Below are 20,433 nucleotides of genomic sequence, written 5' to 3'. Positions count from 1 at the left end.
CTCACTACAATTATTGTTTAACGCTGCTCTTTGAATTGAATTACTACACGACGATTAAACGCATTATCCTTCGCCGTAATTTCTTTACGCAGAGGTTGCAACCACGATAAAGCTTCAAATGTGACTTTGTAATTACCATCCAAGCCGCGATCGCGCAATAATTTCACTACCTCATTTGCTCTTGCTTGTGAGAGGTCAAGATTATAGTCATAGTCTCCCATCCTGTCGGTGTGACCACTAACTTGAATGATTCCGCGTTTCCCTTGGATTTTTGTCCAGAAATCCTCAATTTTGGTTTCTTCATTAGATATAAGTCGTGATTCATCAGAGGGAAAGAAAACTACTACTTCTACATCTGGATTAGTAATTGGCAAAATTGATTTATTAATACTGCGATCGCTATTTTTATTCTGGGCTGTAGAATTTGGATCGTTTGTAAGCGCAATTTTGCGATCAGATTTAGCAGCGTTTTTGGAATTAATTAAATCATCAGCACCAGAATTTTTAGGGGTATTATCCTTATTCGTTTTTGTAGAGGTGTTGCTAGGGCTATAGTCTTGCTCAGGTGTCTGAGGGATAGCAGAGGGTTGCACACTTGATTTTGGTTTTGGAACAATACCATACTTCACTAGAGTTGCAAGAGCTCCATCTCCAGTTTGTTTCTTTTGAGGGACAATAGAGGATTGGACACCCAATTTGGGCTTGGGAACAATACCATACTTCACTAAAGTGGCAAGAGCCATATCTCCAGTTAGTTTTTGCGGATTAGCGATCGCAATTAGGTTGGATTTATTGGTAGAAGCATTGCTGGAAATATCTCCAGCTAATTTCTTGGGATTATCGCCAACAACTTTGCCAGTATTATTCTCATTATTCTGAGAATTGTTGCTAGATGACTTATCTAGTGATTTGTCAGGACTGTTGACTGATGACTTGTCAGCAATATCATTCAGCTTATTGTTAGTTTCTTTTTTGGTTGCTGGATTGTTTTTGAGATTGGTTGCTGGATTGCTCGTTTCTCGGGAATTCTGGGGATTCGATTTAGTGGAGCTATCTAGTAAGTTATTGTTGGCTTTATTTGTCTCATCTGTCTTCGACTCAAGCGAGGAGTCTTCGCTCTCCCTAGTTAATGCTTGATTTTGCAATTTACTACGATCCGATCGCTGGATTAAAATGGCAAAGGCGATCGCCGTCCCAATAAAAGCAGCACCAATTAACAAAGCTGCCAATATTTTCCATAAGCTTCTAGGTGTGGTGATCTGATTACTTGCGATTTCCTGCTCGTGATGATCATCCACTAGAGCATCAGGCTTCTCACTTTCCTGCACCTGCGTCTCAAAATCGAATAGTTTTTTCTTGGCTAAAGGGGCGATCGCCATAGCCGTACTCAAAACTACAGCTTGGCGAATGCGTTTATCTCCTACTTCTAACTCAAACCATTGCGAATCATCGCGCATCAAAAAATCAACTTTGGCTGGCAATCCATTGGGGTAAGATTTGATGCAATTCCCCTGATCGTCGTAAATGGAGCCGCTATCAGCAATAACTTGATGTTCATTGACCACTTCCGCAAAAATTTGCGAGAGACTAGTCATTTCACTGGCTATTTTATAATCCCAAATATCAATATCTAAGCCAGTCTCAAAATCATCTAGCTCCTGCAACTGATAGCGATCAACATCATTACCAATCCCAATCAAAACCAATTTCAAATAGTTTCTTTTACCGACTGCAATCTCTAACGCTAGCTCTCTGGTATAGCTCTTGACCTGAGCTAAGTCATCAATTCTGCCATCGGTCAAAAATATATAAATTCCTTGTGGAGCTTGACTATATTGGTTTACGAAATAGGCGATCGCAGGTAATAGCTTGGTTGTTTTACCGAGTTGGAAAGTTGCAGGCCCTGCGATCGCTAGCTGTTGACAACTAACATGATCAAATTCACCCAATACTTGAATCTCATCGCCATTACCACAGCCCCAATAAATTAACGAGGTCTTGCCAGTACCGTCTAAACTGCCAGCTAGATAAGCTGTAAAATCTTGAACTAATGGCTGCAAGATGTTTGCAGTATAGTTAATCTCATAGCCGCGCTCTTGGATTTCCGCAAACGCCGCCCGTTCAATCTTCCGAATCGGTTCTCCGTCCTCTAAATAAGAACGTAATCGACCTTGCTTAATATAATCAACCAACAGTTTGGGATCGACCCTTGCCTCTACTTTGCGCCCATAGGATCGTTTCATCGAGGCGCTAGCATCTAGGGCAATCCCAGTCCGCCAACCTTCAGCAAATTTCCCTTGAGGCTCCATTGCGATTGAGAATTCCACTCGACACTTGGCAATTCCAGAATTTATCCCTGACATATTCCGCCAAACATTCACCTCGCCAAACTCTGCTACCACCAGATTAGCTGGCATTTGGTAGCTTTTTGATGCAAGTTCTAATTCGTTCTTACCTTCATTTTTTATTTTATTTTTTATTTCACCATTGTCTGCACGTTCTAATTCAATAGGCTCGGAATTATTTTCATGTAGCATGGCATTCTATTTCTATTGCTGTTTAATTACCAATTCTCTCAACCCAAATAATAGTTGTCAAACCTTGCTTTGTAAGGTTTGACAACTATTATTTGGGATTCACTTATTTATACGAAGTCTATAACATCTTTCCATTGTTCAGATTCCGTAATCAGAGGTGCATCTAATGGGGTGGGCAAAGCTTCCGAAATGTCTTGCGTCACGTTGCCACCCGAAAACTCTAGGGTAAAAGCTGTTGAACCCGCAGGTAACTTAAAACGCATTAGGGCAGGGACACCGAAGTTATACTCTTCACAAACTGTTCCCGACTGATTGAGAATGCGTCCATAATGCGTCACAATCGTTTCTGCTGACACAAATTCTTTGAAAATCTGTTCCAAGATCTGAATATCGTCAGCCACTTGATAATCCCATAGGTCAATCTCACGACCTGCGGCATCTTTCACAAAGCTGCCTTCAAACATATTGTCTAGTTCTTCGAGTTGTTTCTCATCAATCTCTTTGCCAACGCCGATTAGCAGAAATTTGATAAATGGTTTGGTTTGATCAGCGATCTCTAGAGCATATTTAAAGCAATATTCCTTTACATCTTCGAGATCTTCGATAATACCATCGGTGATGATCAAGCAAATTGCCGCAGGTTGCTTCACCCCGATCGCAGGTGCATCTTGATATTTATCAATGAAATATCGTAAAGGTGGTAATAGTTTTGTCCCAGTTCCCCAAGGGATTTTTGGACCTTTAATTGCAATTTGCTCGATCTCTTCACCGCTATAGCTGCCCAAACCTTCGATCAGTTCACCTGCTGCACCACAGGCCCAATTGATTAAGTCAACTTTACCTGTCGCTGCAAAATTGGCGAGATACTTGACCATTACCCTTGTTACTGGCTCAACGACGTTGTGTGTAACAGCGGCACTGGCAAAAAAGCTGCTGACGACACCACTGATGCCATACATTTTTTTCATCGAGGCAGAGCCATCTAGGGCTAAGCCAACTCTTGCGCCTTCAATGTCTGGAACCATCAGAATAGTTGCAACGATGTCAATATCTCCGTTGTTTTGGGGATACACATTGACTTCACCAAAGGGCTGAACGACACTTTTTAACTGCATACTCGGACTCTCTGATATTTCACATCAAAATAGTAGCGTATATGGCTTTAACTAAGTAGGTAGACACAATTAAATATAAAATCTTAAAGCTTGTGCTGCCCGCGCAGCGGTTGGCAAGGGATAGAAATCTGAATTTTAATTGCGCCGAGCCACTTAGTGACGATTTTTATACAGCAATCCTAAATAGTTTGCAAGAGAGTGACCACTCTCTTGCAAACTATTTAGGATTGCTACAGTTGGTTTTCAGGTAAGGTTGAACCAAACTGTTGAGGATTGGTGACAATGTTTTGTTGGGTAGAGGAGGTTTATGTCTTTGCGAAAAGGTTTTGGAATAGTTGCGCTGGTAACTTTATTATCTTGGGGTTCAATGCAGGGGATGTTTTGTGAGTTGGGCTGGACGCAGGCGGAAATAGATCGCAAGTCTCAGGCTGATGGATTGAATCAATTAGGCATCTTCCTATATCAACAAAAGCAGTTAAAAGAAGCATTATCCGTATTTCAGCAAGTTCTAGCAATTCGTCAACAAATTAAAGATCGCGCAGGAGCAGCAACTGTACTCAGCAGTATCGGCACAGTTTATCTCAATCTTGGACAATATCCAGAAGCTTTAGATTACTATCAGCAATATCTTGCGTCCAGAGTAAGAAGCAGCGATCGCAGTGAAGAAGGGACAATCCTCAACAATATTGGGTTAGTTTACGATAACCTTGGACAATATTCTAAAGCTCTAGAATATTATCAACAAGCTCTTGCGATCAGTAAAGAAGTTAAAAATCGTGCTGAAGAATTCGTAACACTCAACAATATTGGCACAGCTTATCTTAGTCGTGGAGAGTACTCAAAAGCTCTAAAGTATTACCAACAGTCGCTCACAATTAAAAAATCTGGAGATGATCTTTCGTTAGAAAGAGTGACCTTTAATAATATTGGGTTGGTTTTTCGTAGTCTCAAACAATATCCTCAGGCTTTAGATTATTACCAAAAAGCTCTTGCTATTAGTAAAGAACTCAATGATCGCTCTGGCGAAGCGACAGTTCACAATAATCTTGGCGTTGTTTACGATGAACTTGGACAATATGCCAAAGCCTTGGTTTATTATCAACAAGCTCTTGAGATCGTCAAAGCAACAGGCGATCGCACTGGCGAAGCAAAAACGCTCAACAATATCGGCATTGCTCTTGACTCCCAATTGCAACCCGAAATGGCGATTCTTTTTTTTAAACAATCTGTTATTGTCCGCGAATCCATTCGCAAAGACCTCAAGAAACTTAGTCGAGAAGAACAGCAGATCTATACTCTCACCGTAGCTGATACTTATAGGGTTCTTACGGATTTATTACTCCGACAAGGGCGAGTTACTGAAGCTTTACAAGTTCTCGACTTACTTAAAATTCAAGAACTTGAAGACTATCTCAAAAATGTAAATGGGAGTGATCGCACCTCCCAAAGTATCCGACTTTTAGAGCCAGAAAGAGCGATTAATGCTCAGCTGATCGCCTTCGATCATAAAAAATTACCTGATCTCAATCAGAAACTTGCAAAGCAAATTCGACAATTGCCCGAAGCTGAGATCAATGAAATTCCTGAATACCTACGAAAGATTCCTAAAGGTGCAGTTTTAATCTATCCTCTAATACTCAATGACCGTCTGGAACTAATTATCTTCTCAGCAAACTCATTCCCGATTAACCACAGCATTTCCATCAAAAAAGAGGAGCTTAAAGTACTTGTCACCGACTTTCGCGCCGATCTGCAAGATCATAGTTCTGAAGATGTAAAAATGTCTAGCAAAAAACTTTATGATGTTCTAATTAAACCAATTGAATTAGAACTCAATCAAGCAAATGCTAACACTATCCTTTATGCTCCTGATGATTTGTTCCGCTATATTCCCCTTGCTGCACTCTATGACGGTAGACAATATTTAGTTGAGAAATATCGCATCAATAACTTAATTGCTTATAGTCTTTTTGATAGCGATAAAAAATTACTTTTAAACCCTCGTATTTTTGCAGGTGCGTTTGGAGGTAGGGATAAAGAGACAAAATTTGGTCAAAATGCTCTACCTGCGTCCATTTATGAAGTCGAACATATTGCTAATATTTTCCCAAATACTAACAAATACATTGAGCAGAACTTCACGTCAACAGTAGCTAAAGAAAAAGTAGCAGGCAATTCCATTGTTCATTTTGCCACCCATGCCGAATTTAAGTCTGGTAGTCCTCTAGACTCCTATGTGTTGTTTGGCGATGGCAGCAAAATAACCCTTGCTGAAATTAGCGATTTACCGCTCAAGGATACTGAGTTAGTGGTATTAAGTGCCTGCCAGACTGGACTTAGCAGCATTTTAGGGACAGGTGCAGAAATTTTAGGATTTGGCTATCAAGTCCAACGTGCAGGTACAAAAGCTTCGATCGCATCCCTCTGGTCAGTATCCGATGGCGGCACACAGTTGTTGATGCAAGAGTTTTATCAAAAGCTGCAAAAGGGTAATATCGCCCCTTCAACAGCATTACGAGAAGCACAATTAAGCATGATTCATAGACACATCAAAGATGGTAAAACAAATTACAATCATCCTTTCTTCTGGTCTGCTTTTGTCGTAATTGGCAACGGCTTATAGTCGTTGTCAATATGCTTGACCATCAAGTGCCGTTTTTCGCGACGGAAGCCTAGTTTGGTGTAGAGGGCTTCGGCTGGCTCATTCCAGAAGTCTACAACTAGAGACAGCGATCGCATATTTTGGTTTTGGAGATATTCCTCGATTAGCTTAAATATTTTTTTGCCAATACCGCGACCGCGATAATCTTCACGGATATATAACTCATCAACAAGCCCACAGCGTCCATGATATTCCATACTAAAAAAGAAGGTCAGCGCCACATATCCAATTGGGCGATCGCGATCGCAAATTAGCCATATCAGCCCATATTGTTCATCACTGAGCAAAGCAATAAATGCTTTGACCACACCTTCATCAAAAGCGATACCATCAAATTGATAGAACTCCTGCACAAGTTCCATCAGTGGATCGATATCAATAAATTGTGCAAGGCGAAAATCAAGATCAAGTTCAATCATAAACTAGACATTTACCTTATAGTTTAAGCTCAACTCATCCCCAGCCATGCCGCGAATGCCCCAGTTGTGGCTTGGTGTCTCGATTAAAATAATTTCAACATCTAATGGAGCGATATCCAATTTTTCTTTTAGCCGCTCAAATAATAAGCGATAGAGATTTTTCTTTGCTTCTACAGTACGTCCCGCAAACAACAAGATTTCGATGATGATATATTTTTCACTGCGATCGCTAGGATACTCAAAGTCTTCAGCTTGCAATGGGAAGAATCTCTGAAACTTCTTTTCTGGAGGATAGTTGAGCGCATCAACTACACAGGAATGAATGGTAGTCGATAGAACTTCTCGATTTTGCTGAATAAAATCAGCGTTTCCGTGGATTTTGGTTTGAGGCATAACTTATTAAACTAATATTAATTACAAAAAAAGAGGGAGCGCATTGCGCTCCCTCTTTTTTAAGAAAGCTTATGTTCCTTCTGTCCAAGAATTGAGGTAATGCACTTGCTCAGGAGTTAGAGTGTCAATGGTGATGCCCATTGCTTGTAACTTCAAGCGAGCGATTTCTTGATCGATATCCTTAGGAATGGGCACAACACCCGCAGGTAAATTGCCCTTGTTCTTAACTAAGAATTCGCAAGCAAGAGCTTGGTTAGCGAAACTCATATCCATAACGCTAGCAGGATGCCCTTCAGCAGCAGCAAGGTTCACTAGGCGACCTTCACCGATGACGATGATCGATTTGCCAGTCTTGAGTTGATACTCTTGGGTAAAGTTGCGAACAAAGCTAGCAGATTCGCTGAGATCATTGAGAGAAACAAGGTCAATTTCCAAATCGAAGTGACCAGAGTTAGCGACGATCGCACCATCTTTCATGGTCTCAAAATGTTCGCGACGGATGACGTGCTTGTTGCCAGTAACTGTGATAAAGATATCGCCGATTTTAGCTGCTTCATCCATAGTCATGACTCTAAAGCCATCCATAGCTGCTTCGATTGCCGCAACAGGATTGATTTCAGTAACAACTACATTTGCGCCCATGCCGCGTGCACGTAGAGCTACACCCTTACCACACCAGCCATAGCCAGCTACAACGATGACTTTGCCAGCCAACAAGATATTGGTAGCGCGGATGATGCCGTCAAGGGTAGATTGACCAGTACCATAGCGGTTATCAAAGAAATGCTTGGTTTCTGCGTCGTTAACTGCGATCGCAGGGAAAGTCAGTTTGCCATCACGGAACATGGCATTGAGGCGAACTAGTCCTGTGGTGGTTTCTTCGGTAGTTCCAATGATTTCAGGAATTTGATCAGCGTGGTGTAATACCAAGGTGGTGGTTACGTCGCTACCGTCATCAACGATGATATGGGGACGGTGAGCAAGAGCCATTTCGACGTGGCGATGGTATGTAGCGTTATCTTCGCCTTTGATTGCAAATACTGAAATCCCGTGATCATAGACCAAGGATGCGGCAACATCGTCTTGGGTTGAGAGTGGGTTACTGGCGATCAAAACTGCATCTGCTCCAGCAGCTTTGAGGGCGATCGCGAGGTTAGCAGTTTCAGTGGTTACGTGGCAGCAAGCAGCGATGCGGATACCTGCAAGTGGCTTCTCAGCAGCAAAGCGATCACGAATTTGACGCAATACGGGCATTTCGCGGCTAGCCCATTCGATGCGTTGTTTGCCTAGAGGTGCAAGAGTAATATCCTTAATCTCGTGCTTAACAGTCACGGTTTCGGGCGCAATGGTAGTGGTCATGTATAGAGTTAAATTTTTACAAAATTTAACCTCATTATATGTCAAGCAAACTAATTATTTATCTTTATAGGTTTAGTCACTTGCATTAGGACAAATCAAAACCCAAAAAGTATGAGGCGGCGCGGAGCGCCGCCTCATACTTTTTGGGTTTTATGCCTAACAAAAATGGCAACAGCTATAAATAGAGAACAAGGCGCTTAAGCGCCTTGTCTGTCAAGATTTGAGATTAGCATTTTAAAGCAAAAATCCTGTTGATGACATCTTCGACAACGCGATCGGGGGTTGATGCACCTGACGTTATGCCGACTTTGATTTTGCCTGTGGGTAACCAATTTGTAGCTTGCTCGATCGCCTTACCCAGAGGCTTATGTTCGATCGCCTCTGCCGAGAGAATGCGATGCACATCATCAATGTGATAAGACGGCAGATTGCGCTCGATCGCAATTTCTTGCAAATGGGTTGTATTCGATGAATTGTAGCCACCAATGACAACCATTAAATCGAGATCCTCTTCTACAATCTCAAACATCGCATCTTGGCGTTCTTGAGTCGCATCGCAAATTGTATTAAAAGCAAGAAAATGCTCATTGAGATTTTCTACGCCATATTTTTGCATCATTGTCTTTTCAAACAATTTGCCAATCGCTTCGGTCTCTCCCTTGAGCATGGTGGTTTGATTGGCAACGCCAATTCTGACTAGATCGAGGTCTGGATCGAAGCCTTCTGACATTGCCTTACTAAACTTAGCCAAGAACTCTTGACGATCACCACCATTGAGCATGTAATTAGCCACATACTCAGCTTCTTTCATGTTCAATACGACTAGATATCGTTTGGCATAGGAACTGGTCGCGATCGTCTCTTCATGGTTGTACTTACCATGAACAATGGAAGTAAAGTCTGCTTTTTTATGCTTCTCAACCCGATTCCATACTTTGGATACCCAAGGACAAGTTGTATCAACAATCTTGCTGCCAAGGCGATCAAACAACTGGGTTTCTTGAACACTCGCTCCAAAGGCTGGCAAAATTACTACATCACCCTGACCAATCCCTGAAAAATCCTTAGTCCCGTCTTCTGAGACTGGCACAAATTGAACTTCCATTTCCTTCAGCTTAGCGTTAACAGAAGGATTGTGAATGATTTCATTAGTAATCCAAATTTTCTCAGTGGGAAACTGCGTGCGCGTTTCGTATGCCATCGCTACTGCTCTTTCTACACCCCAACAAAATCCAAATGATTTTGCCAAATAGATCGTAACATCGCCTTGCGTATAAATATAATCATGCTCGCGAATAGTTTGGATCAAATCACTATGATATTGCGATCGCATGGTTGATTCGGCTTCTTCACCATGTCCAAAGCTTTGCCGAAAATAATTAGGGGACTTGTGCAAAGCCCTCCGCATCGCTTGAGTGTCGAGGGTGTTGTCCATGCGCGTAGAAAACCTAGGTAATTGTGCTGAAAGTATTATATAGTAAGCGCTACCCAGTTTTGATTAGCTCTTGCACCCAAAACACCGCCGTGGCGCTGAGAATTGCGATTGTCCATTCAACCGCATTTAAAGGAACTGTTGCCATCAGATCGCCAAACCAAGGGACTTGCACAAAGGCAATTTGACAGATTGTGACGAAAAATATACTGAGCATCAAAGGAAAGTTGTTTAATATGCTGTGGCGAGCGATCGCACAAGCGTGGAAAATTTGACTAAACCCAAGGGTAACAAATGCCATTGATCGCGCTTGGGAGAACATCGAGACTTGACCTTGATATTTCAGCCAGAAAACTACGGCAATAGCCGTGATTGTCGTAGTAACAGTTAGCAAAATACGAAGGTAATTACTAGAACGCAACATGGTTTGAAAACGGTGTGCTGGTTGATTTAAGAGGCTCTCATGAGTTGGTTCTAGAACTAGAGGAAAAGCCACAATAGGTGTGGCGATCGCGCCTACCCAAATTATCTGCAACGGAGGCATTGAGAATCCTGCGGCGGTATCCATAAGGGCTAGTACCGCTAAGGTAAAAGCACTAGTGGCAGTGAGCAGTGCAGTACGTTGTAACCGATCAAATGTGGCTCTTCCTTCGAGTATGGCGGTCGGTAAATAATGGAAATCTTCTTTAGGTAAAATTATTCCTGCACTATCTTGCAATTCTTTGCGACAGGTGCGATCGCAGATTCCAACATCGGCGGCTCTCAACAAGAAAATATCTTCAATATCATTCCCTATTACCGCAACAGCATTTAAAGATTTTCGGTTAGATTTTTGGCGACCATCTTGCCATTGACGAATCTTCTCTTGAGGAGCATCAAAGTAGCTATGGGTTTCAATGCCAATTACTTCACTAAATGCAGTAGCATCATCTTCTGAAGCTCTGATTAATCCCTGCCATTCAATACCAGCCTGACTCAAATTATCAAAGCTCAATACTACATCCGATTCGACAATTGGCACAATTGTTGTCACTCTAGCGATCGCATCTAAGATAGAAGGAAATCTTGCCCATATTCGCTGTTTAGCAAGATCGCGCATTCCAAACAACTGAACCTGAGTCGCAATCCGCAACAAATTTTGAGGATAGGTGCTAACAATGAGGGCAGCCGCAGTCATCGCATTGATCGTAATTCCACGTTGCCAGGCAAAGCCGACCGCTGTAGTCGTCACGAGCAGCAGCAGCCCAATCCAGACCTGACGCAGCTGATGCAACTCGGCATGGATAACTGAAAATGGCTTTTCCTTTACCAGAGCCGATTGTTCTTGGGTGAAACGACTTGTGGCAATCACAAGCCCCTTAACGCTTCCTGCGGAAATTTCTGTCCCCGCATAGATCATGTTGCTGCATTCAAGGGGGGGCGTGTTCTCCTCAAAGGTAAGATCGGCTCGCTTAGCACAAATTGCTTCACCTCCCAAATTGGTTTGATTTACCAGTAAGTCGTCTGATGTCTCCATTACTCGCAAATCGACATTAGGGCGATCGCCTTCTCGCAACACCACCACATCACCTAACACTAAATCTCGCGATGGTACTTCCATTTCTTCGCGATCGCGTAGTACCATTACCGAATTAGAAGGTTCATTTTGGCGGCGTTGAGGGCGATCTCGACTGACTTTTGCCTTGGTTTTAATTGACCATATTGAAATGCCAATTCCGATCGCACCATGTAGTACGCCCACAGAAATTAGCGCCCATCCTTCTGCTCCATTCCATTGCAAATAAATTGCTGACCCTAATAATAGATAAGTTAAAGGATTAATTAAAGGTTGTATGAGAACTTTGCTGATTGGACGCGATCGCGGTAATTTATTGGCTCCCAAATGTCGTAATCTTTGTCTCGCATTCACATAGGATAGACCTTCTATCGAAGATTCTAAAGCTGCCAACACCTGATCTACATCCATGTAGTGCCAAGGTTTTTGAGTGTCCGATAGAAAGTCAAATTTGGTCATCGTTTTATCCGTGAATAAAAAGACATAGCACTTTGCGCTATATGTCTTTTACTGATTATTTTGCCTGTTGTAATAATCTCAATTGATCCTGAACTTCGAGTTGCACTTTTTTCGCTTGCAAATAGACCGTAGTTCCATTTTTGATTTTCTCTAGCTCATTGTTCACAGCCGAGAAATTGCCGATCGCTTGATTGCGATTTAGCTCTTTGCCATCTTTAGGCAAACTTGCCCATAGAGTTGCCAAATTCCGATTTGCCTGATCCAAAGCTCGCACAGCTTCCTGTTCATTCTGTAATCTTACTCGCACTTCCGACAGACTAGATCGATATTCTGCTAGCTGTCTTTGGGCTTCAGCATAACCCTGCACATCACTAGCAGGAATGCTTTCTAAGCGTTTAATCGCCTCTTGCCACATTGTGGCAATTTCAGCCCAACGAGCGCTTGGATGCGGCGGATTACGACCAGATTCAGCGGCTTTTTTGGCAAATCCTTCAGCAGCACTAATCAATGACAAGGATTGCTCATTTCCTGCGGCAAGCCCACCCACTTCCTTTAAATCCCTAGTCGAAGTGCCGATCAATTGCTGCGCCCTGCGTCCTGCCATCGTTTGTGGTGGAATCTGTGCCAAGCGATCGATAGCTGCTTGCCAGTTTTGGATCGCGATTTTCTTATCTGTCGGTTTCGCGGCTTGCTGAAATACAGTCTTTGCCATCGTTATTTCTTGCTCAGCACCAGTCAACGCAATCTGAGCATTTTTCTCTTGAAATACTTTTGCCTCTAGCTGTCCCGCCTTAATTCGCGCCGCTTGCAATCCCGCAGGTGTAAATCGCCAATCATAGCCCCAACCATAATATCCTCGCGAATAGTCCGCCCAATCAGCGATATACCACAAAGGAATTGCATCTAGAGCCGTTTTACCTTCCTTAAGCTTGATTTCACCTCGATCTAGATCAGCTGGACTAGTGGGAACTTCGATTAATTGTCTTGCTTGCTCAACGCTTGATTGTCCTTGTTTAAAATTGGTATCGATCGCCATGTTACTTGGTAATAGCAAAAGCGGAGCTACCTTTGCCACAGGCTGTCGAATCATAGGATAGGGCAGATTCACTACATAAATAATTCCTACAGGAATCCCCACCAAAACACCGATCCAAATTAGCCTTTGACCAAATTCCTTAAATCCCCCAGATTTTTGTGGATTATCAATAGTTTTAGTTTGTAGAGGCTGATGCGATCGCGTTAATTCCGCTTCTAACTCTGTATATCTTTGCATTGCCGAATTTGGCTGTGGTGAAGATGGCGTTTGGGCTGGGCTAGAAGTTTGAATGGTCTGCACATTTGGATCATTCCCCATCCCCTGTTGAGGAGTTTTCCATTTTGCAAACATTGAGTTAAGAATGCCCATGACTATTCCCTAATACAGATGTGATTATTATAGGGAACAGCAAGACAACATGCGATAAATTTGTTAGCGATCTCAGACAACTAAAAACCAATTTTTTGTGGAGTGACAAAGCCGCTCCACAAAAAATTGTTTTTTTAGTAAATATTGTGTCCCGCCGAAAGCAGGACGCAATATTTACTAAATTGGATTTGATACAATCCTGTTATGCGTAATAGAGGATCTGAAATTATGACTTTAGCTATAGCTAGCCCCTCTAAACTGATGACCATAGAAGAGTATCTCAGTTATGACGATGGTACAGACGATCGCTATGAGCTTGTAAACGGAGAATTAGTCAAAGTGCCAACTGAATCTTTTGGGAATATCAGTATTGCTAAGTTTTTACTTTTTGAGTTTGCTAGGCATATCCCACTTGCTTTAATTCTTTACAACACTGAGATTGAGGTTTCAGGGAGAAGAGTAACTTGTCGCATTCCCGATCTCATCATAGTTACGGAAGAATCAAAAGAATATTTACAAGCCTCATCGCGTAACTTTGTTTCAATGGCGATGCCATCGCCTATTTTGGTAGTTGAAGTTGTCTCTCCTGGGCAAGAAAATCGAGATCGCGACTATCGCTATAAACGCACAGAGTATGCAGCTAGAGGTATTAATGAATATTGGATTGTCGATCCAGAAATGCGACAAATAACCATATGTCTATGGGTGGAGGGGCAGTATGAGGACAAGATTTTTACGGGTGATATGCCAATTGTATCGACGGTAGTTGATGGCTTTGCCCTTACGGTTGAGCAAGTTTTAGCATTTGGGCAATAAAAAAGCGACGCACCGCGTCGCTTTTGAGTGGCTTATTTAGCGGGTAAACAAGCGCAGATACTATTTGAGAATATTCTTCAAAGTACCAACGACTCGCTCTTGCTGCTCTTCGCTGAGTTCTGGGAACATTGGCAAAGATAAAACGCGATCGCAAATATCTTCAGTAACAGGAAAATCGCCCTTTTTATAGCCAAGGTTGCTATATACCGATTGCAAATGCAAGGGCAAAGGATAGTAAATCATCGTAATAATATTTTGCTCGCGCAATTGAGCTTGGACATAATCGCGTTTACCATCACCAATGCAAACTGTATACTGATTCCAAACACTGCCAGAACAATGGTGCGGTGATACAAGATGGGGAATATTTGCATCCTTCAGAAGATGCGTGTAGCGATCGCTAATTTCGCGTCGTTGAGCATTCCACTTGTCGAGGTAAGGCAATTTGACTTGCAATAGAGCTGCTTGCAACGCATCAAGACGCGAATTCATACCGATATATTCGTGGTAATAGCGCTTGGGGCTTCCATGTTCACGCAAAATCCGCAATTTATCAGCAACTTCAGCGTTTTTAGTGGTCATCATTCCACCATCGCCACAGCCGCCCAGATTTTTGGTTGGATAAAAGCTAAAACAGCCCACATCGCCAATATTTCCCACCTTCTGTCCATCAAAAGTTGCACCTGTCGCTTGAGCGCAGTCTTCGATTACATTGAGATTATGCTTTTGCGCGATCGCCATCAAACTAGTCATATCAGCTGAGCGTCCAAACAAATGCACGGGCATGATTGCCTTAGTCCGATTGGTGATAGCAGCTTCGATTAGTTCGATATTCATATTGAAACTATGCGCTTCAATATCGACAAATACGGGTTTAGCCCCCGTCATGCTAATCGTTTCCGCACTAGCAAAAAATGTAAATGGTGAAGTAATGACTTCATCCCCCTCCCCAATATCTAAAGCTCGCATAGCTAGATACAGAGCGTCAGTACCTGAGTTGCAAGCAATACCAAAGTTAGAGTCAATAGCTGAGCCAATATAATTTGCAAACTCAGTCTCAAACTGGCTTACAGTCTGTCCACCAATATATTGCCCCGATGCTAGTACGTCTAATGCAGCTTTATTGAGGCGATCGCCAATTTGTTGATATTGCTGCGATGCATCAAAGGGAGGAATTTTATTCACGTTGAAACGATTCTAGATTGCCTCAACTATTTTAAACGCGATCGTCATTGCTTGTTATCTAAAAAACAAGGTACATATTATGCACCTTGTTTTTTAGCAATTTCCGATCTAATGAACTATAAAATAAACTTAAAAAATGCTGCAAAGCAGCATTTTTTAAGTTTTTTGGGTTTGGTATTAAGCGCAAAGCGCTGTAATTATTTTTTTTCGTGACGCGCATAGTCATCTTGGAAGCGGATAATGTCATCTTCGCCCAAATACTCACCATTCTGAACTTCGATCAAAATCAATGGAATTACCCCAGGATTTTCTAGTCGGTGCGCTGTGCATTTAGGCACATAGGTGGATTGATTAGTACTAATCATTGTTTCTTTGTCACCACAGGTCACCTTGGCAGTTCCCGAAACCACAATCCAATGTTCACTGCGATGGTGGTGCATTTGCAGGCTAAGGCGATGTCCTGAGTTGACTTCAATGCGCTTGATTTTATAACCGCGACCTTCTTCGAGAGTAGTGAATGATCCCCAAGGACGCTCTACAGTCGGCCCATGAGTATTTAATGATTCTCCACTTAGATTTGCAATGCTAGCGAGTGCCGAAGGAGCTTCTTTTACTGGTGACATAACTGCAATTTAGAAAGCTGATTGATTCTTAGAATAGCATCTTAAAATCTAAAACCCAAAAAGCGTTAGGCGGCACGAAGTGCCGCCTAACGCTTTTTGGTAAAATTACTAAGAGGGCGCACAGCACTCAATAACTTTAATTTGGTTGAACTGGCTATGGCGGAATTCTTAAGGGTTGGCAATCCTGCTCCAGACTTTGAAGCTGATGCTGTAGTTGATCAGGAATTTACAAAAATTAAGCTTTCTAGTTATCAAAAAAACAAATATGTTGTTCTGTTTTTTTATCCACTTGACTTTACTTTTGTTTGTCCCACTGAAGTGATTGCTTTCAGCGATCGCTATGATGAATTTTCTAAATTAAATACTGAAGTAATTGGTATTTCTGTAGATAGTAAATATGCTCATCTAGCTTGGATTCAAACCTCGCTTGCTGATGGAGGACTCGGTGGTGATATTAAATGTCCACTAGTTTCTGATCTAACCAAAGCGATCGCTACAGTTTTTAATGTTCTTGATCCTTTTCTAGGCATCGCCTTGCGTGGTTTGTTTATTATTGACAAAGAAGGTATTGTCCAACATGCCACCATTAATAATCTTGCCTTTGGTCGGAGCATTGACGAGACTATACGCACTCTTAAAGCTATCCAACATACCCAGATCCATGAGAATGAAGTTTGTCCTGCGGATTGGCAACAAGGTATGGCAACCATCAAAATATAAGAATAGAGATAGCGCTCTGCGCCGTCTCTATTCTTATATTTTGGTTAATTAGGGTACAAAATGAACGCACTAAATCGGTTAGCCTAGTGTCTTAATCAAAACTTAAAGTTAACGACTCATCTTGATGGGGGAGCCAGATAAAGCAATGGCTGAAACAAAAAAAGCTGTCCTAATGATGCACACTGACCAAGCACAAGGTGAATTGTGGCATACGGCTTTGGCAACTCAGCAATTGGATGTGATTTGGGAGAATATTTCTTTAGATTTAGTGCAGTATCTAGAAAAATGCGATCGCCACGAGCTACCTGATTTGTTAATCATGGATATGGCGATCAAAAGTCCTAGCTCAGAGACGTTACAGTCATCATCGGTTTGTCAATGGCTAATCAAGCAAAAAGCTCCCACAAAAGTCGTCTTATTTAACCCTAGACAGGAAAAAATCAAAGATATTGAGCATAGCTGGGCAATTAGGCGTGGAGCCTCTGATGTCCTGCCGCGCTTATCACCCGAAAATTTAATGGCTGAAGTTGCCAGAGTTACAGCGTTAATTGGTTGTTCGTTAATTTCGCAACCGTTGGAAAAAATAGCTAGAAGTTTTGGTACAAGTACAAGCACTGGTCAAGTTAGAGAAAGTGAGTTAATAGCTACGCTAGATATCAAAGAACCTAAAGCTATTTCAAAAGCTGAACTCAAAAATAACTCTAAACCCAACCAGAAATCTGATGGTGGTGAGGTAGTTACGTATCGGGGTGTAAGGATTAGGCGATAATTGCTGCAAGAAAAAAGACGGTGCAACGCACCGTCTTTTTTCTTGCTATAACTTGAGTAGCGATCGCTATAGCTCTCAAAAAATGTCCAATAATTCTCAACCGCAAGAAGAACAAGCTTTTATATTGTTTGCACAGCATGGCTGGGCGGATACTTTCCACGATATTGCTCAATTAGCCAAATCGCTAGCCTCCTCAAATACAATCATCTATACCCCAGATTTAGGTTGGCTGAATACATGGCTGGAGATCGCCCCTTTAATATGTAAAGTCGAAAATATTGCGACCGAGGCGATCTCCAAATATCCAGATTTACCATGGCGAATTGTCGCTCATTCAATGGGGGCTTTAATCTGGTTAGAAGTTTTAGAGCGTCATCCTGAATGGCTACCTAAAATTCATAGTTTTGCTTTAGTTGCTTCACCTGTTGGTGGTTCTGACTTAGGCAGACTATTCGATCCGTTTCGATGGTTCCCCTTAATGGCTCGTGATTTAGGCAAAAATCGCCGCGCTATTGCCGAAGCGATCGCTTCAAAAATCCCAGTACTTTCAGTAGTTGGTGATATTGGCAACAATACCGATGGCACAGTGCCAGTGGGATGTTCGCAGTTTGCCAGAGCCACTTTTGTGCGCCTAGATGGTATCCGTCATGCTCCGCTCAAAAATCATCCTAGAGTTGCTGCCGTCGTGCGTCAGTTTTGGGAAAAGCCTGTAATTGCGCCTATTCAAACTGATTCTGCCGCGCTGCTAATCGCTAAACTACGATCGCTTGACTTCACCGAAACCGATAATCAAAATTTTGAAAAGGCTAAATTAATCCATACTGCTTCAGATGACACAAAGATCTGGGTTTGGACAAATGCCTTGCAAGTTATACATGTGTTTGTAAGTGTAGGCGATCGCTGCGTTTATAGTGCCTATGCAGGTTGGCGAGATCAACGTAAATTAGCGACGATACTCAAAAGAATCAGTCCGACTACTACATGATCAGACTGATTTTTCGTTATTTCATTTCCTCGATTAATTGCAGGATGATACGACCGTCATCGGCATAGGGAGCCTGTTGTAAATAGTTTTCTAAATCTATTCTTGCTTCGGTATGGCGATCGAGTTGATAGCAAATTAAACCGCGATCGCGCCATTGGGTTGGCACATCAGGGTTTAGCATTAGCGATCGCTCGATGGCAGCTAAAGCTTTAGTAGGCTCACGGCGACGCAGATAGATCAGTTTGAGATTATTGAGCAATCGATCTAAAATGCGGCGAATGCTAACGGGTTCGAGATATTCGGGCTGAAGAGGGATGTTGTAGCCATATAGTTGGGTCAACTTTGCCGCGCAATCTTCGGGAAATAAAATTTCGCCTTTATTATAGGGATCAATGAAAATCTCTAGATCAGGATGGCGAGGGCGAATAATAAAATGGGCTGGGAAACTAATCCCGTCCATCGGAAAACCAAGGCGATCGCAAATCACCATATAAACCAGTGATAGCGATAGAGGAATCCCCAAGCGCCTTTCTAGCACATCATTGATGAAGCTATTCAGAGGATCATAATAATCGTGATCATTGCCACAAAACCCTTGCTCTGCAAACAGATACTGATTTATCTCTTTTACTACCTTGAGTGGGTAATGAATCTGGTCTAGCCTTGGCTGTAATTCCTCGACCATGCGATCAAAAATCGCCCGATAATGCCCAAGATCCATGCGCGGATATTCTTCCCATGAGATCGCCAAAGCACCTTCGAGCAGATGATCAATGGACATTTCATTGTCTGACATATGGGCAATTTGCCAAAACTTTTGCCGCGCTGGAGAAAGCGTTAACACAATATTCGCCTTTTTACTTTTGCCTTTTACTCTATTGGTAATGATGCATCGCGCAAAGCGGGGTGCATCATTACATTTTTTTTAATTTAATGTATAAACCTGTCCACTAAACAAAATACGAGTGATCCCCTTTTGGACAAGTTTGGGACGAGTAATATGGATTAAATCGCTAGGAAACTTAATCACACGCTGATTATGATGAGAAAAACGCCTTGCCACACGATGATTATCAAAAATTGGAATTGTTTTTGACAGCGCCTCTTCGGCAGGAATTTCCCCAAGATCCTTAAAATCTTTAAGGGGACGAGTAATAATCTCCGCAATGCGATCGACGACGATATAGCAAATTAGTGGCAAGTCAGCCTTGTCTAGGGGCATAATCTCAAGGCGATCGCTTGTGCTATGACTACCTCGCAGATTCTCAAACATCGACAAGCCAGATTCATCAGCATCTTCGTCAGTATCTTCATCATCTAGCTCATTTTCATCAAGATCTAGATTATCCTCATCAACGAGATCATCTTCGTCATCTTCGTCTAGTTCATCGTCATCGATTTCACCATCCGCTATATTTTGAGTTTCATCTATGTCATCCATCGTGATCGCCGTTTCATCACCTTGATCAGTTTCATCATCTTGAGCATAAATATAGTTGCTGGGATCGTTTGCCAGTGACAAATCATCAGGAATTAACGCAAGCTGATTTACCTGAAAACCACCAATGTCATAATTTATCCGCGATCCTCTCTTCCCATCAGCCTTTTTTTGACCTACCAATTGTCGATACTCCTCAGCAGGAATTAGCTCTTGTAGCAGTCGCAGGACTGTACTCGTACTAATGCCAAACTGCTTCGCCAACTGAGTCGTGGTCGCATCAGACTCACGATAGAGGCGAAGTATTTCTTGTTTATCATCCAGCGCAAGTTTAACAGCCATTGATTTGGGATACCCCGAAACCGCATCTACGAACCAATCAATATCTTAACGCTTGAGCGTATGGGTTAGAGTTTTAATAAATAACTATTTGTAAAACTATTGGTGAAGTATGGCTTTCACAAATTACAAAATACAGAGGAGCTTATGGGAGCTTTAAATTTTATATTTGCTGAAAGTGTAACGCAACTCTAATTATTTATACTAACATCGACAAAGTTT

At 42.1% G+C, this 20,433-nt stretch carries 17 protein-coding genes; 5 read left to right on the top strand and 12 right to left on the bottom strand.

Translation table 11 applies throughout. The features are described 5' to 3' along the window. Positions 1 to 17: 17 nt before the first annotated feature. Positions 18 to 2,537 (bottom strand): OmpA family protein, encoded by a 2,520-nt coding sequence (locus tag PseudUWO311_RS09385; protein WP_142654991.1) that lies wholly within the window; start codon positions 2,535 to 2,537, stop codon positions 18 to 20. A gap of 107 nt (positions 2,538 to 2,644) precedes the next feature. After that, the gene (locus PseudUWO311_RS09380) at positions 2,645 to 3,652 is read right to left on the bottom strand and encodes a VWA domain-containing protein (RefSeq protein WP_142654990.1); all 1,008 of its coding nucleotides are present in this window, start codon (positions 3,650 to 3,652) and stop codon (positions 2,645 to 2,647) included. A gap of 307 nt (positions 3,653 to 3,959) precedes the next feature. Between PseudUWO311_RS09380 and PseudUWO311_RS09375 the strand changes: the two genes are divergently transcribed. Further along, positions 3,960 to 6,275 carry a CHAT domain-containing protein gene (locus PseudUWO311_RS09375; protein ID WP_142654989.1) on the top strand — a complete coding sequence of 772 codons (2,316 nt, stop codon included), beginning with the start codon at positions 3,960 to 3,962 and terminating at the stop codon, positions 6,273 to 6,275. Here the strand turns inward: PseudUWO311_RS09375 and PseudUWO311_RS09370 are convergent. The 6 genes from PseudUWO311_RS09370 to PseudUWO311_RS09345 form a co-directional block, all read right to left on the bottom strand. After that, the gene (locus tag PseudUWO311_RS09370; protein ID WP_142654988.1) at positions 6,227 to 6,733 is read right to left on the bottom strand and encodes a GNAT family N-acetyltransferase; all 507 of its coding nucleotides are present in this window, start codon (positions 6,731 to 6,733) and stop codon (positions 6,227 to 6,229) included. The genes PseudUWO311_RS09375 and PseudUWO311_RS09370 overlap by 49 nt on opposite strands. Positions 6,734 to 6,736: 3 nt before the next feature. Then, positions 6,737 to 7,126 carry a tautomerase family protein gene (locus PseudUWO311_RS09365; protein ID WP_142654987.1) on the bottom strand — a complete coding sequence of 130 codons (390 nt, stop codon included), beginning with the start codon at positions 7,124 to 7,126 and terminating at the stop codon, positions 6,737 to 6,739. 69 nt (positions 7,127 to 7,195) lie between these two features. Beyond that, positions 7,196 to 8,485 (bottom strand): adenosylhomocysteinase, encoded by a 1,290-nt coding sequence (gene ahcY, locus PseudUWO311_RS09360; RefSeq protein ID WP_142654986.1) that lies wholly within the window; start codon positions 8,483 to 8,485, stop codon positions 7,196 to 7,198. A 226-nt stretch (positions 8,486 to 8,711) separates the two neighbouring features. Continuing rightward, entirely contained in the window at positions 8,712 to 9,920 is a 1,209-nt protein-coding gene (locus PseudUWO311_RS09355) for a 4-hydroxy-3-methylbut-2-enyl diphosphate reductase (protein ID WP_142654985.1), read from the bottom strand. 49 nt (positions 9,921 to 9,969) lie between these two features. After that, positions 9,970 to 11,931, bottom strand: a complete 1,962-nt coding sequence (locus tag PseudUWO311_RS09350; RefSeq protein WP_142654984.1) for a cation transporting ATPase C-terminal domain-containing protein — start codon at positions 11,929 to 11,931, stop codon at positions 9,970 to 9,972. A 55-nt stretch (positions 11,932 to 11,986) separates the two neighbouring features. Next, positions 11,987 to 13,336 (bottom strand): hypothetical protein, encoded by a 1,350-nt coding sequence (locus PseudUWO311_RS09345; protein WP_142654983.1) that lies wholly within the window; start codon positions 13,334 to 13,336, stop codon positions 11,987 to 11,989. Positions 13,337 to 13,564: 228 nt separating this feature from the next. On the opposite strand from PseudUWO311_RS09345, the gene PseudUWO311_RS09340 reads away from it, so the two are divergent. Beyond that, positions 13,565 to 14,152 (top strand): Uma2 family endonuclease, encoded by a 588-nt coding sequence (locus tag PseudUWO311_RS09340; RefSeq protein WP_142654982.1) that lies wholly within the window; start codon positions 13,565 to 13,567, stop codon positions 14,150 to 14,152. A gap of 60 nt (positions 14,153 to 14,212) precedes the next feature. Here PseudUWO311_RS09340 and PseudUWO311_RS09335 read toward each other — a convergent pair whose 3' ends face one another. Together PseudUWO311_RS09335 and PseudUWO311_RS09330 are read right to left on the bottom strand one after the other, a co-directional pair. Then, a complete protein-coding gene (locus PseudUWO311_RS09335) occupies positions 14,213 to 15,337 on the bottom strand; it encodes a DegT/DnrJ/EryC1/StrS family aminotransferase (protein WP_142654981.1) in 1,125 nt (374 codons plus the stop codon). A gap of 197 nt (positions 15,338 to 15,534) precedes the next feature. After that, positions 15,535 to 15,960 carry a phosphomannose isomerase type II C-terminal cupin domain gene (locus tag PseudUWO311_RS09330; RefSeq protein WP_190303445.1) on the bottom strand — a complete coding sequence of 142 codons (426 nt, stop codon included), beginning with the start codon at positions 15,958 to 15,960 and terminating at the stop codon, positions 15,535 to 15,537. A 156-nt stretch (positions 15,961 to 16,116) separates the two neighbouring features. Between PseudUWO311_RS09330 and PseudUWO311_RS09325 the strand changes: the two genes are divergently transcribed. The 3 genes from PseudUWO311_RS09325 to PseudUWO311_RS09315 all read left to right on the top strand — a co-directional run bounded on the left by PseudUWO311_RS09325 (position 16,117) and on the right by PseudUWO311_RS09315 (position 18,434). Next, positions 16,117 to 16,680, top strand: coding sequence for a peroxiredoxin (locus tag PseudUWO311_RS09325; protein WP_142654980.1), 564 nt, complete (start codon positions 16,117 to 16,119; stop codon positions 16,678 to 16,680). Between the two features lie 145 nt (positions 16,681 to 16,825). Continuing rightward, positions 16,826 to 17,449 (top strand): hypothetical protein, encoded by a 624-nt coding sequence (locus PseudUWO311_RS09320; RefSeq protein WP_142654979.1) that lies wholly within the window; start codon positions 16,826 to 16,828, stop codon positions 17,447 to 17,449. Positions 17,450 to 17,531: 82 nt separating this feature from the next. Next, entirely contained in the window at positions 17,532 to 18,434 is a 903-nt protein-coding gene (locus PseudUWO311_RS09315) for an alpha/beta fold hydrolase (RefSeq protein ID WP_142654978.1), read from the top strand. A gap of 16 nt (positions 18,435 to 18,450) precedes the next feature. Here the strand turns inward: PseudUWO311_RS09315 and PseudUWO311_RS09310 are convergent, their stop codons facing one another. Together PseudUWO311_RS09310 and PseudUWO311_RS23980 are read right to left on the bottom strand one after the other, a co-directional pair. Further along, positions 18,451 to 19,230: a SirB1 family protein gene (locus PseudUWO311_RS09310; protein WP_142654977.1), complete on the bottom strand. Its 780-nt coding sequence runs from the start codon at positions 19,228 to 19,230 to the stop codon at positions 18,451 to 18,453. A gap of 129 nt (positions 19,231 to 19,359) precedes the next feature. Beyond that, positions 19,360 to 20,214, bottom strand: a complete 855-nt coding sequence (locus PseudUWO311_RS23980; RefSeq protein WP_190303444.1) for a helix-turn-helix domain-containing protein — start codon at positions 20,212 to 20,214, stop codon at positions 19,360 to 19,362. Positions 20,215 to 20,433: the final 219 nt, after the last annotated feature.

Origin of the sequence: Pseudanabaena sp. UWO311 (assembly GCF_006937785.1) — a bacterium.
In the GTDB taxonomy this organism is placed as follows: domain Bacteria; phylum Cyanobacteriota; class Cyanobacteriia; order Pseudanabaenales; family Pseudanabaenaceae; genus Pseudanabaena.
The sequence above is the reverse complement of the archived record's forward strand: the minus strand, read 5'-3'. Positions and strand labels throughout refer to the sequence as shown.